General features: G+C 48.0%; 13 protein-coding genes. 10 read left to right on the top strand and 3 right to left on the bottom strand.

Annotated features, from left to right (window positions below; translation table 11 throughout):
- The first annotated feature begins 527 nt into the window (after positions 1-527).
- Positions 528-959 carry an RrF2 family transcriptional regulator gene (locus JNC77_RS09590; protein WP_374831872.1) on the top strand — a complete coding sequence of 144 codons (432 nt, stop codon included), beginning with the start codon at positions 528-530 and terminating at the stop codon, positions 957-959.
- Here JNC77_RS09590 and JNC77_RS09595 read toward each other — a convergent pair.
- Positions 952-1,902 carry a zinc ABC transporter substrate-binding protein gene (locus tag JNC77_RS09595; RefSeq protein ID WP_374831874.1) on the bottom strand — a complete coding sequence of 317 codons (951 nt, stop codon included), beginning with the start codon at positions 1,900-1,902 and terminating at the stop codon, positions 952-954. The genes JNC77_RS09590 and JNC77_RS09595 overlap by 8 nt on opposite strands.
- Positions 1,903-2,024: 122 nt before the next feature.
- Between JNC77_RS09595 and znuC the strand changes: the two genes are divergently transcribed.
- From znuC to JNC77_RS09610, 3 genes are read left to right on the top strand one after another with little or no spacing between them, the layout of a single operon-like run.
- Complete coding sequence (gene znuC, locus JNC77_RS09600) at positions 2,025-2,879, top strand: zinc ABC transporter ATP-binding protein ZnuC (protein WP_374831876.1); 855 nt, start codon at positions 2,025-2,027, stop codon at positions 2,877-2,879.
- On the top strand, positions 2,836-3,675 hold the full coding sequence (gene znuB / locus JNC77_RS09605; RefSeq protein ID WP_374831878.1) for a zinc ABC transporter permease subunit ZnuB: 840 nt from the start codon (positions 2,836-2,838) through the stop codon (positions 3,673-3,675). The genes znuC and znuB overlap by 44 nt, the downstream gene beginning before the upstream one ends.
- Positions 3,676-3,680: 5 nt before the next feature.
- Positions 3,681-4,097 (top strand): Fur family transcriptional regulator, encoded by a 417-nt coding sequence (locus JNC77_RS09610; RefSeq protein WP_374831880.1) that lies wholly within the window; start codon positions 3,681-3,683, stop codon positions 4,095-4,097.
- A gap of 49 nt (positions 4,098-4,146) precedes the next feature.
- On the opposite strand, the gene JNC77_RS09615 is transcribed toward JNC77_RS09610, so the two are convergent.
- Both JNC77_RS09615 and JNC77_RS09620 read right to left on the bottom strand, forming a co-directional pair.
- Positions 4,147-4,929 (bottom strand): helix-turn-helix transcriptional regulator, encoded by a 783-nt coding sequence (locus JNC77_RS09615; protein WP_374831882.1) that lies wholly within the window; start codon positions 4,927-4,929, stop codon positions 4,147-4,149.
- A 363-nt stretch (positions 4,930-5,292) separates the two neighbouring features.
- Positions 5,293-5,922 carry a TetR/AcrR family transcriptional regulator gene (locus JNC77_RS09620; RefSeq protein WP_374831884.1) on the bottom strand — a complete coding sequence of 210 codons (630 nt, stop codon included), beginning with the start codon at positions 5,920-5,922 and terminating at the stop codon, positions 5,293-5,295.
- A 250-nt stretch (positions 5,923-6,172) separates the two neighbouring features.
- Between JNC77_RS09620 and JNC77_RS09625 the strand changes: the two genes are divergently transcribed.
- The 6 genes from JNC77_RS09625 to JNC77_RS09650 all read left to right on the top strand — a co-directional run bounded on the left by JNC77_RS09625 (position 6,173) and on the right by JNC77_RS09650 (position 13,189).
- On the top strand, positions 6,173-7,369 hold the full coding sequence (locus tag JNC77_RS09625) for an HlyD family secretion protein (protein ID WP_374831886.1): 1,197 nt from the start codon (positions 6,173-6,175) through the stop codon (positions 7,367-7,369).
- A 42-nt stretch (positions 7,370-7,411) separates the two neighbouring features.
- The gene (locus tag JNC77_RS09630) at positions 7,412-8,989 is read left to right on the top strand and encodes a DHA2 family efflux MFS transporter permease subunit (RefSeq protein ID WP_374831888.1); all 1,578 of its coding nucleotides are present in this window, start codon (positions 7,412-7,414) and stop codon (positions 8,987-8,989) included.
- 250 nt (positions 8,990-9,239) lie between these two features.
- Positions 9,240-10,343 carry an ABC transporter substrate-binding protein gene (locus tag JNC77_RS09635; protein WP_374831890.1) on the top strand — a complete coding sequence of 368 codons (1,104 nt, stop codon included), beginning with the start codon at positions 9,240-9,242 and terminating at the stop codon, positions 10,341-10,343.
- 67 nt (positions 10,344-10,410) lie between these two features.
- Positions 10,411-11,316, top strand: coding sequence for an ABC transporter permease (locus JNC77_RS09640; protein ID WP_374831892.1), 906 nt, complete (start codon positions 10,411-10,413; stop codon positions 11,314-11,316).
- Entirely contained in the window at positions 11,313-12,119 is an 807-nt protein-coding gene (locus JNC77_RS09645) for an ABC transporter permease (RefSeq protein ID WP_374831894.1), read from the top strand. Before JNC77_RS09640 ends, JNC77_RS09645 begins: the two co-directional genes overlap by 4 nt.
- Positions 12,120-12,127: 8 nt before the next feature.
- Positions 12,128-13,189, top strand: a complete 1,062-nt coding sequence (locus JNC77_RS09650) for an ABC transporter ATP-binding protein (protein ID WP_374831896.1) — start codon at positions 12,128-12,130, stop codon at positions 13,187-13,189.
- Positions 13,190-13,193 lie beyond the last annotated feature (4 nt).

Here is a 13,193-nt window from a genome sequence, read left to right on the forward strand (position 1 = left end):
TCAAGCGCTTCGCTCAACCGTCCGGCAATCTCACCACCCTCAAACCCGAAGGCTTCCAAGTGGCCCGAAATCGTCTGGGGCTTCTAACCCCTCAAGCAATCACTGTCAAGCGAAAACTTGCAAGAAAATCATTTACTTAGCAAATAATTTTCTCAAAACAATAAAACCGGATTTCTCCAATCTCACCGCCGAATAACCAATCAATCTTTCAACCAATCAATCACTCTCAAGGACGAAGCTGTCTGCCGCTAGCAGCGCCGCCGCCCTCGTTGTTCGCCTTATAGGGCAACCAATCTAAAACTGTCAACGACAATTTTACAAAAATTACAATTTTCTTTTCAACAGGGAAAACGAACAAAATTAACCAAATCGAAACACAAAACCACAACCAATCAAGGAATCGAAATCACCCGTTATTTATCCCTAATCAGGAGCGGAACGACTTCCTTATATATAAGGGGGGCTTGTACCCGAGGCTTATTGCACCTAATCCTGAAATTGCGGGTATTATAAGGGAGTCCAGTGCAATGCTAACAAAAAAAGGGAAATATGGCCTGAAAGCCATGATCCATCTGGCCACTTCAGAACAAGAAACTCTGGTATCGGTTGGTGAGATTGCCACCAAACACCAAATCCCGCGAAAATTTCTGGATAATATCTTAACGGAATTGCGCAATGCCGGCTTTGTTAACAGCCGCAAAGGGAAAGGCGGCGGCTTTTGTCTGGCGCGTCCTGCCAGTGAAATTCATATCGGCAATATAATACGTGTGCTTGATGGAGCACTGGCACCGATATCATGTGCGAGTAAAACCGATTATCGACCTTGCGATGATTGTAATGAAGAGTTTTGCGAAGTTCGCCACGTTATGCTGGATGTTCGTAAAGCGATTGCCGATGTTCTCGACAATCGCACTTTAGAGCAAAGCGCCAATCCAGCGATTGCCGCCTTGATTAATTAAGGCATGTCTTCAATGAAGCGGCCAGATTGCGCAATAAATTGAGATAAAGCTCTGGGCCGTCTTCTAACTCTGCGCCCAACGGATCAAGAACGCCCGTTTTGGCTGGTGTACCGTCAATAACCGTATGCACCAAACGCGACTCAAATTGTGGCTCCGAAAAAACGCAAACTGCATCAAGACCTGCAATCTTATCATGTATCTCTTTAATACGTGCAGCGCCTGGCGCGTTTTCCGGACTCACCGTGATCGAACCAACCGTATTTAAAGCATAGCGCTTTTCGAAATACTGATAAGCGTCATGGAAAACAACAAATGGTTTGCCCTTGACACTTTCAAGTTCTTGGCCGAGTTGCGTATCCAGTTTTGCAATACGCTCTTTGTAGCTTTCAGCATTGGCTTTATATGTTTTGGCATTGGCCGGATCGGCTTCACTCAAAACATTGGCAATTTGCTCAACCATGACTTCGCCATTGGCCGGATCGAGCCATAAATGCGCATCATAACCATGGGAATGATCATGGTGATCATGGCCATGATCTCCGTGATCACCATGATCGTGGCCTTCAAAAGCGCCACCTTCGCGGAAATCATATTTGGTCAAGCCGTCCACTTCGCCAAGCTGGATTTGCTCGGCCTTCTTACCCAGCGTTTCGAGCGGCTTGCTCAAGAACATTTCCATAGAAGGCCCTGTCCAGAAAACTACCTTGGCATTTTCCAGCATATTGGCGTCCGATGGCTTTAAACTGTAAGTATGACCGGAGCCCGCCCCCTTCACAATGAGCTGCGGAACCGCCACATCTTTCATCACTGCCGCGACCAGCGAATGCAGCGGCTTAATTGAAACGACAACATCCGTATCTGTTAAAGCGTAGACCGGCTGCACCGCCAAAGCACTTGATGCGCACAAAACCGACGCCATTAAAATTTTACGCATAAAGCTCATTATAAACCTCTTGAAAAGATATGACTACCATCATTAAATTGACATATGTTATTGTATAACAATTCGATGTAATGCTATAACGTCACGAATTGAAGCGCGCAAGCCATTTTTGGATAAAATTTATGCCCCCTGCCAACCAAATCATAAATAAAAGCACAGCAAAGCATGCCGAGCATCCTTTGATAGAGCTTAAAGATGCGGGCGTTTTTCGTGATGGCCGCTGGCTGGTACGCAATATCAATCTCACTGTCAGTGCCGGAGAGATTGTAACGCTTATCGGCCCCAATGGTTCGGGCAAAAGCACGACAGCCAAGATGGCTTTGCATATTATCAAGCCAGATGAAGGTTTTGTATCCCATCAGTCTAATGTCCGTATTGGCTATGTGCCGCAAAAGCTCAATCTTGATCGAACGCTCCCTTTATCGGTTGAGCGTTTGATGACGCTTACCGCAAAGGTCAGTAAAAAAGAGAGTTTGAAAGCGCTCGAACGTGTCGGCATTGCACATCTTTTAAAAGCCCAGATTGTTAATCTCTCCGGAGGTGAATTGCAGCGCGCCCTGATTGCACGCGCCATTGCCAGAAACCCGAATATTCTGGTGCTGGACGAGCCGGTACAAGGGGTCGATTTCAACGGTGAAGCCGTACTCTATGAATTGATCCAAAAAATACGGGACGAGACAGGCTGCGCTATTTTGCTGATCAGCCATGATCTGCATTTGGTCATGGCAGCAACAGACCGCGTTTTATGTCTCAACGGACATATATGCTGCAGTGGCACGCCGGAAGAAGTCAGCGCCAGTCCCGATTATATGCGGCTGTTCGGAGCGCGTGCTGCTCTGCCGTTAGCCGTTTATCAACATCAGCATGACCATACCCATCTGGCCGACGGGCGTGTTTTGCATACAGACGGCACCATAACCGACAACTGTCATCATGAAGACGGGCACCATAATCACAAAGGCGGGCACCATGCTTGACGATTTTTTCACCCGCGCCCTTATTGCCGGTATCGGCCTTGCCATTACCACCGGCCCCCTTGGTTGCTTCATCATCTGGCGCCGCATGGCTTATTTTGGCGATACCATGTCTCACTCTGCCTTGCTTGGTGTGGCGCTTGCTTTATTTTTCAACATTAATATGATTCTCGGTGTGTTTTTGGTCGCGCTATCAATCTCGGTTGTTTTACTGCTGTTGCAACGCAAGCAAAGTCTTTCATCTGATTCCTTGCTCGGTATTCTTTCCCATTCCACATTAGCGCTTGGGCTTGTCATTGTTGCCTTCATGACATGGGTGCGTGTTGACCTGATGTCATTCTTGTTCGGTGATATTCTGTCCGTCTCAAGAACAGACATTTTATTTATCTATGGTGGCGGCGCTGTCGTGCTTGCTATTCTGGCTTTTCTCTGGCGGCCGCTTTTGGCCTCAACCGTCAATGAAGATCTGGCCCGCGCCGAAGGCATGAACCCTGATCTGTCGCAAACCGTTTTCATGATTTTGCTGGCCGTCGTGATTGCTATCGCCATGAAAATCGTAGGGATTCTGCTCATCACTGCTATGCTGATCATACCGGCGGCCACAGCACGCCGCTTCGCAACAACACCCGAAAAAATGGCTATTATCGCCTCAGTTGTCGGATCACTGGCGGTCACCGCAGGACTTTTCGGATCACTCCATTATGATACACCGTCCGGACCATCGATCGTGGTGGCGGCATTTGGCATTTTCGTGCTAAGCCTGCTATCATTAAACAAAAAAATGTTGAAACGGATATAAAAACAATGAGTGCACATCATCATCATGCTGAAACCGAGTTGACGCGCAATCAATCTCTTGTTTTTGACGTTCTGCGCAAGGCCGAAGCCCCGCTTAGTGCCTATACAATTTTAGATCAGTTGCGCGATGATGGTATTCGCGCACCACTGCAAATTTATCGAGCGCTCGATAAATTGCTGGAATTTGGCATGGTGCATCGTGTGGAAAGCCTGAATGCTTTTGTAGCCTGTGCCGATCCACATTGTTCCGCACACGGCATCACCGCTTTTGCAATTTGTGAAAAATGCGGGCAAGTAGATGAATTTGCTGATCCGCTGATTGAAGACCGGGTGCGCCAATGGGGTAGCCAACACGGTTTTAAACCGGCCAAAACTACATTGGAACTCCGTGGCCTTTGTGCACAATGTCAGGCTGCGGCTTGAACCATTGAAGAGCGGTTGCGAAAAACATCAACCGCTCTTTTCATCAATTTTAGATCAGGTGTGACACTTCAGGTTCTTTAATAATCCCTAATGTCAAAGCCGCAGCCACTGCTGCCGTCCGGTTTGAACAACCAAGCTTGATCTTGGCATTTTGCAAATAAGTCACCACCGTCCAACGGGCAATAGACAAAATCTCGGCAATTTCACCATCGGTTTTACCAATAGCCGCCCATGTCAAACATTCAATTTCACGCGCCGTCAGCAAAGCTGCCTGTGGTGATTGCACAGTGCCTTCACCTGCTGATATAGCGTGTAGCTGACGGCTGGCCTCCAAAAGAACAGGCCTCATGCGGACTACAAAATCACATCTGTTTTCTTCCGTTTCATCAAACGAAAAAGAAGAACAACCTGAAATACCGTTGGAATATAGTGTCGATACAGCGATAAATAAGGATCCGATCCCATGTTTGGTGGCATCTTTATACATGGCGCTTGCCGCCGGATTGTCACTAGCCACTAACGACATATCCTGCACTAAATCACATCCGTCCCCTGTCACCACAGGGATATTGTCATTAAAAAGCGGATCCACAGCAAAATAATTTTTTGCCGAATAACGCGCCACCCAAGTGGCTGGCACTGTTGCGACAACAGTGATGTCGCTGTCAGCAATTTTAGTCCCCTCAAATGCACAGTTACAAAAGGCATGCACAATATGTTTGCATCCTGTATTTAGTTTTATACGCTGCAATTCCGTTAAAATATCACCCTTGAACTTCTGTCCAAAAAAAGTGTCCTTGAAATTCGGGAAGTGAACCAAATCATATTTCATAATAATTATCCTTGCTAAAAGCAGCACACGATCAGCACATGCAAAATTTATCATGGTCAAACCGCTACCACTTCACTCGGCCAAACGCCTGGGAGGATGGGCGGAACCTTAAAGGCATAATTTTTTGTCAGTTAGCAACACTTTAGATAAGCTATCGCTAAAATAACCTATGTTTTATGACTTAAAATGAGTAAATTGAAAAGAAAAAAAGAAGAAACATGCATTTTTAACCGGGAAAATAATAATGGGTAAAATCATGATAGTCATAATCAAGCACTCACCATCAACTATACATAAATATATTGCTCCCTATTATGTGGGAGCTTTAAATAAGTTTAAATAAATGGTGAAACATATCAATCATTATTCTACGGCATACCCTTTGAAGAATAAATCGACAGCATTTTTCACATTATATTCTATGCGCTGCAAAGCCTCTTCCTCAGTGATCACCCCGAACAAACGCGGGCGATAAAGACCGGCAAAAAACAAATCAACCAGCTGGCAAGCGGCCAGATGTGTATCCGCAATTTGCAATTGTTTTAATTCGACAAGATGCTCAAGATAATGCGCCAGCTTTTCCAACATATGTTTGGGGCCGCTTTGATAAAAGCTGCAAGTCACATCCGGATTTCTGTCACGTATCCCCAATACAATCCGTTGTGCACTCACCGCGGATTCTGCCAAAAAGCGCTGCGCGATCACGGTTCCGAAAATAATGATCCGTTCTTTGTTATAAGGGCCGTTTTCTAAAATCCCCGCCAGTTCCGAAAACATATCACGGCGATATTCATAACAAATCGCCTCAAACAGAGCGTCTTTATCAGCAAAGTAAACGTAAAGTGTGCCCTTTGAAACACCGGCTTGACGCGCAATATCGTTCATACTTGCCGCTTCAAAGCTTTTATTGAAAAAAATCTTTTGGGCACCAGCTAAAATTTGCGCACGTTTGACCGGATCCTGACCCGCACCGTGCCGGCTGCCATATGTCATCGATATTTTACTGCTGTCATCTGTTTCAGCTAGGTGCTCCGGCTTTTCACACATGTCGTTCTCTCTTGAGGGCAAGCCTATCCTTTAGTCTTGCGACAATCATTACACAAGTTTTTAGAACCCGCCGGTTCGATTTCTCTTGATATGAGGGCTGCTATGCCTTATGTCAACATCGAACCCGTGAGTTCAATCAATATGCATCCTTATATCGCAACTCATTAATTACCTACCTCTTGAAGAGGCTCCCCCAATGACGGCTCAATCATCAGCATCTACCACAACCGAGGCCGCTGAAATCCGACCTTTTCCAGATGTTACAGCAGATCAGACCAAGCAGCCTGATCATTTGGAAAACCAAAAATCTGCTCCACCGACCGGCGCCCATGTTTCAGAACAAAAGAAACAGGGTGCAGGCAAACGCATTGTGCTGCCTGTTTTGGTATTGGCTGCTTTAGGCATAAGCGGTTGGTATGGTTATAACTGGTGGATAGTAGGCCGCTTCATGGTATCCACCGATGACGCTTATATTCAGGGTGATATCGCTGCAATCGCGCCGAAAGTCAGCGGATATATTGAAAAAATTCCGGTACATGCCAACCAATCGGTTAAAGCAGGCGATCCGGTTTTCATCCTGGAGGATGGCGATTATCGCATTGCACTGGATGAAACCAATGCAAAACTTGAAACGCAAAAACAAACTTTGCTGCGTATTGATGCCCAGACACTTGCTGCCAAAGCCAGTTTGAAGCAAGCAGAAGCTGGCAAGCTTTCCGCAGAGGCCGTGCTGACCAACGCCAAATCCGCGATGGAACGTACCCGCCAATTGCACAGCACCCGCATCGCTTCCAATTCTGATCTCGATAATGCAACATCGGCATTGGATCAGGCGCAGGCCAATGTTGCCAGTGCAGAGGCGACCATTGCTGCCGCCAAAGCCAATATCCATGTTCTGGAAGCGCAATATAAAGAAGCTGAAAGCACCACCCGTTCTTTGGAGCTTGCCCGCGACAAGGCAGAACGTGATCTGGCCTTCACCACTTTGAAAGCACCATTTGATGGTGTTATCGGCAATCTTTCGGCCAAGACAGGTGATCTGGTCAATGCTGGCCAGCGCATTGCAGCTCTTGTTCCGGTCAATGAGCTTTATATCGAAGCCAATTTCAAAGAAACGCAACTTTCCCAAATCCATGGCGGTGAAACCGCTCACATCACCATTGATGCGCTGAAAGACCAGACATTTGAAGGCACAGTTGCCTCTATCGCACCGGCATCGGGTGCAGTTTTCTCGCTGCTGCCGCCGGAAAATGCGACGGGTAATTTCACCAAGGTTGTGCAGCGTGTGCCAGTGCGTGTCACTATTCCGGCTGAAGCCCTCGCATCAGGAAATCTGCGTGCGGGTCTGAGCGTGGTAGTCGATATCGACACCCGCACATCACCAGCACAATAAACCTGTTTGTTGATTTTTAAAGCCTGAACGGAGCGCGTCATTATGGCCGCCGATATAACCGCCGGATCATTGCCTGTTGCTGATGATCGCATTGATCCTAAAAAAGCCATTGCCTTTCTGGCGATGGTTTTCGGGATGTTTATGGCAATCCTTGATATTCAGATCGTCTCGGCATCGCTCGCCGAAATTCAGGCCGGTCTTGGTGCCAGTTCTGATGAAATATCATGGGTGCAGACCTCCTATCTGATAGCTGAAGTCATTATGATTCCGCTGTCAGGTTTCTTGGGACGGCTGATATCCACCCGTGTGCTGTTCACATTGTCTGCCGCTGGTTTTACCTTTGCCAGTGTTCTGTGTGCGACTGCCACCAATATTGAACAGATGATCGTCTACCGGGCGCTGCAAGGCTTCATCGGCGGAGGCATGATCCCAAGCGTCTTTGCCGCAGCCTTTACAATCTTTCCACCATCCAAACGCTCGATTGTGTCCCCGATGATCGGCCTTGTTGCCACAATGGCGCCAACGGTCGGGCCAACAATCGGCGGCTATCTCAGCCACACATTTTCATGGCACTGGCTGTTTTTGGTCAATGTTATTCCGGGTATTATCGTGGCAGTAGCCGCATGGAAACTAATCGACTTCGACAAAGGCGACAAATCGCTTCTGTCTAAATTTGATTGGTGGGGCTTAGCCGGTATGGCCGCTTTTCTCGGTTCGCTTGAATATGTGCTGGAAGAAGGCCCGCGCAACGACTGGCTGGACGACAAGACTATTTTTGTCATGTCCATTGTGCTGACAATCGGTGCCGTCATCTTCTTCTATCGCGCCTTCACCGCACAAGAGCCCATTGTCGATCTGCGCGCCTTTAAAAATGTCAATTTTGCCTTCGGTTCACTGTTTTCCTTTGTAATGGGCGTGGGTCTTTACGGCCTGACCTATCTCTACCCGCTCTATCTCGGGCGGGTGCGTGGCTATGATTCTCTGATGATCGGTGAAGCACTGTTTGTCTCTGGTCTCGCCATGTTTATGACAGCGCCATTGGCTGGCTTTCTATCCAACAAGATGGATCCGCGTTATATGATGATGATCGGCTTCATCGGCTTTGGCGCAGGCACATGGTTGGTGACGGGCCTGACTGCCGACTGGGATTTTTATGAATTATTGCTGCCCCAAATCTTGCGTGGCTGCTCGTTGATGATTTGTATGGTGCCGATCAACAATCTCGCGATGGGTACACTGCCCCCGTCACGGTTGAAAAATGCGGCCGGCCTCTTTAACCTCACCCGAAATTTGGGGGGTGCAGTTGGTTTGGCAGTCATCAATACTATCCTGACCGATCGTAATGCCATGCATTATCAACGCCTTGCTGAACATATCCGCTGGGGCGACCGTGAAGCCGAAGATATGTTGGCCAATTTGACCGCCAAATTTAATGCAGCCGGATTAGATGGCCCGACCATTGCACTTTCAAAAATCAGCGGCATGGTGCACCAGCAGGCAACACTTTTGTCTTTTATTGATGTTTTCCACATCTTAACTGTGCTGTTTAGCGGATTGGCTGTCCTTTGTTTATTGGCCAGGAAACCAGATAAAGCAGCCGGTGGCGGCGGTGGACATTAAAAAAACTGCCATAAAATCAGTGTGGCCGGTGCTTCACCGGCCGTTTTGACGACTAAAGCCTGATTGCTAACTTCGTAAAAACATGGTTCACTTTCCGACAGCCTTGGGTTTATCCGGTGCCCTTCATGCAACCGCAATGCATTTATGAAAAATGTCATTCAGGTGTCATGCAGCGTGATTATCGGATTAAATATGAGCATTGGAATCATACCAGCGCCATAAAACTCAAGCCTGAACAGGGAGTTTAACTATGTTGTCTCATACAGCGCGTTTATTGTCATTATCGACTGCAATTGCAGTTGCGGGTGTGTCCATCGCGGCATCCGCACCATCTGAAGAACTGATTGCTGCGGCGAAAGCCGAAGGTGAGCTCACCACAATCGCCCTGCCCCACGACTGGTGCGGCTATGGCGAAATTATTCAGAGTTTCAAAGATAAATACGGCATTAAAGTCAACGAACTGAACCCTGATGCGGGCTCAGGCGATGAAATTGAAGCTATCAAAGCCAATAAAGACAATAAAGGCCCGCAGGCTCCGGACGTGATCGACGTCGGCTTCACCTTCGGCACCACCGCTAAAGCGGATGGTTTATTGCAGCCTTATAAAGTGTCCACATGGGATTCGATTCCCGATGATGCCAAAGATGCCGAAGGCTATTGGTATGGTGACTATTATGGCGTGCTGGCTTTTGAAGTAAACAAAGACATCATCCAAGATGCGCCACAAGATTGGGCTGACCTGCTGAAGCCTGAATTTGCCAATGCAGTTGCCCATTCCGGCGATCCGCGTGCCTCAACGCAGGCAATCTTAAGCGTTTATGCTGCCGGCCTGTCGCTTGGCGCAGAGCCTGGTGAAGATGCAGCCCAGAAAGGTCTGGAATTTTTCCGCGATGTCAATAAAGCCGGAAATTTCGTACCGGTAATCGGTAAAGCCGCTTCTCTGGCGCAAGGCTCAACCCCGATTGTTATCCGTTGGGATTACAACGCTTTGGCCGACCGTGACACATTGAACGGCAATCCCGAAGTTGAAGTTATCATTCCAAAAAGTGGCGTTGTAGCAGGTGTTTACGTACAGGGCATTAGCGCCTATGCACCACATCCAAATGCAGCCAAACTCTGGATGGAACATCTTTATTCTGATGAAGGTCAGATCGGTTACCTGAAAGGCTATTGCCACCCGATTCGCTTTAACGCGCTGGCTAAAGAAGGCAAAATCCCACAGGACCTGCTCGACAAGCTGCCACCAGCAGAAGCTTACGAAAAAGCTGTCTTCCCTTCACTGGAAGAGTTGGAAAAATCACAGGCCGTTATCACCAAAAGCTGGGATAGCGTTGTCGGTGCCAACGTACAATAATATTTGCTAAACCACATGTCCTGCGGCTTGTCTTTTCAAGCCGCAGGATTTCTCTTAAAAGAACAGCATGACCGCAATCAGCAACAATTATCTTGACGACGAGCCGGCAGCAGTACCAAGACGCAAACGAAAACTTTCTTTTGCTTGGGTCGGAGTTGCGCCTTTTTTCCTTTTTGCCATTTTATTTTTGCTCTGGCCGACAATGTTTCTGGTTGTCGGTGCCTTTCAGGACGGGCAAGGCAATTTCACTTTCCAGAATATTATCGATCTGTTTCAGGCCAATATTTTAAGCGCCTATTGGGTGTCGATCAAAATCAGCTTTGCCTCCGCATTGGGTGGTGCGATTATTGGTTTCTTTCTGGCCTGGGCCATTGTGCTTGGCAATTTGCCCAAATGGCTGCGTCCGACAGTTTTAACTTTCTCCGGTGTTGCATCCAACTTTGCCGGTGTGCCGCTGGCTTTCGCATTTCTGGCAACACTTGGCCGCACAGGTTTTGTCACTATCCTTTTACGAGAGTGGTTCGGTTTCAATCTTTATGGCACCGGCTTCAACCTTTTAAGCTTCTTCGGCCTCACCCTCACCTATCTGTTTTTCCAAATCCCTCTGATGGTGCTGATTCTCACCCCTGCGCTTGATGGTTTGAAAAAAGAATGGCGCGAAGCTGCTTCCATTTTAGGTGCCAACCAGCTGCAATATTGGCGCATGGTGGCCTTTCCGATCCTCTGGCCAAGTCTGCTCGGCACATCGCTTTTACTGTTTGCCAATGCTTTTGGCGCCATTGCCACGGCTTATGCCCTTACCGGCTCGACGCTGAACATCGTGCCAATCATGCTTTACGCACAGATTCGCGGGGATGTGCTGCATAACCAAAACTTAGGCTACGCGCTGGCACTCGGCATGATTGTCATTACCGGCATTTCCAACCTGCTTTATATTTGGTTGCGTATGCGTGCGGAAAGGTGGCAGCGATGAAAAAGACCCGCTATTTCACCCCGCAGCGCATCGGTGCATGGATAGCCTTTCTGATCGGTGCTATTTATTTTCTGGTGCCACTGATCGGCACCTTTGAATTTTCGCTACGTATGCGTCGCGGTGAATATTCTTTTGATGCTTACCGCGTTGTTTTCACCGACCCCAATTTTCAGGCAACCTTCGGCTATTCGATTCTGTTAGCCATCATGACCATCATCTTCGGCATTTTGCTGGTGGTACCAACCGCCTATTGGGTGCGTCTGCGTTTGCCGAAACTGCGCCCTGTGATCGAATTCATCACGCTGATGCCATTGGTCATTCCGGCCATCGTCATCGTCTTCGGTTATTTGCGTATTTATAACTCGTCATCATGGCTGCCATTTACCGCCTCGACACAAGCAACGGACCTGTTGTTGATGTTCGGCTATGTCACTTTGTCGTTGCCTTATATGTACCGCGCCATTGATACCGCCATGCGCACCATTGATGTACGCACTTTAACGGAAGCCGCCGAAAGCATGGGGGCAAAACTGCCGACCATCATGTTCCGGATTATCTTCCCCAATGTGCTTTCCGGCGTGATGAGCGGTGCTTTCATTACTTTTGCGATTGTGATCGGCGAATTTACGCTTGCCTCTCTTCTCAACCGTCCGGCTTTTGGGCCATATCTGCAACTTGTCGGCGCCAACCGCGCCTATGAACCATCAGCACTCGCCATTATTGCATTTGGCATAACATGGGCAAGCATGGCATTGATCCAGCTTGTCTCGCGCCTCAACAAATTCAAAACCACGGGCGGGTAATTCATCTCATGGCCTTTTTAAATTTAAAAAACTTACAAAAAAGCTTTGGCACCAACACGGTAGTGCATGATTTCAGCCTCGCCGTTGAAAAGGGTGAGTTTGTCTCCTTTTTGGGTCCTTCGGGCTGCGGTAAAACCACTGTTTTACGCATGATTGCCGGTTTTGAAACGCCTGACCGTGGCATGATCGAAATTGACGGCAAGGATGTGGTTGATCTCAAACCCAACCAACGCAATATCGGTATGGTGTTTCAGGCTTATGCGCTGTTTCCAAATATGACGGTTGCGCAAAATGTGGCCTTTGGTCTGCGCATTGCCGGTAAGTCCAAACAAGAACGCGATGCCACGGTCAAAGAAATGCTGAGCCTCATCCGCTTGGAACATCTGGCCGACCGCTATCCGTATCAGATGTCGGGTGGTCAGCAGCAACGTGTGGCACTCGCCCGTGCTTTGGCAACCAAGCCGCAAGTACTGCTACTGGATGAACCTCTTTCTGCGCTAGATGCAAAAATCCGTGTTTCATTGCGCGAAGAGATTCGCGCCATTCAGCAAAAGCTCGGCATTACTACAATCTTCGTCACCCACGATCAGGAAGAAGCACTGTCGATTTCTGATCGAATCGTAGTGATGCATGAAGGGAAAGCTGATCAGGTCGGCACACCTTTCGAGATCTATAATCAACCCTCCACCCGTTTTGTGGCGTCCTTTGTCGGCACGCTCAATATGCTGGAAGGCCATGTGGAGAATCTCTTAGCCAACCAGATCAATCTGGATGGAAATCTCATTACATTACCTCAGCCAATTACCGGTGTGGCCGATAAAGCACCCGTGACTTTAGCGCTACGTCCGGAAGCCATTCGGTTGAACAATAAAAACCCGGAGGATGTGACTGTCTCGGCTACCATCGAAGATGTGCATTTTTTGGGCTCGGTTATCAGAACGCGCGTGAAGCTCAATCAGAATCAATTGTCACTGGATAGTTTCAACGATCCAGCGATTGCTCCGCCAAAACGTGGCGACAAAGTGAAGGTCTCCTTCGCCGCGCATGATCTTCTCATTTTGCAAAATTAACAAA

Origin of the sequence: Paenochrobactrum pullorum (assembly GCF_041929845.1) — a bacterium.
Classification (GTDB): domain Bacteria; phylum Pseudomonadota; class Alphaproteobacteria; order Rhizobiales; family Rhizobiaceae; genus Paenochrobactrum; species Paenochrobactrum pullorum.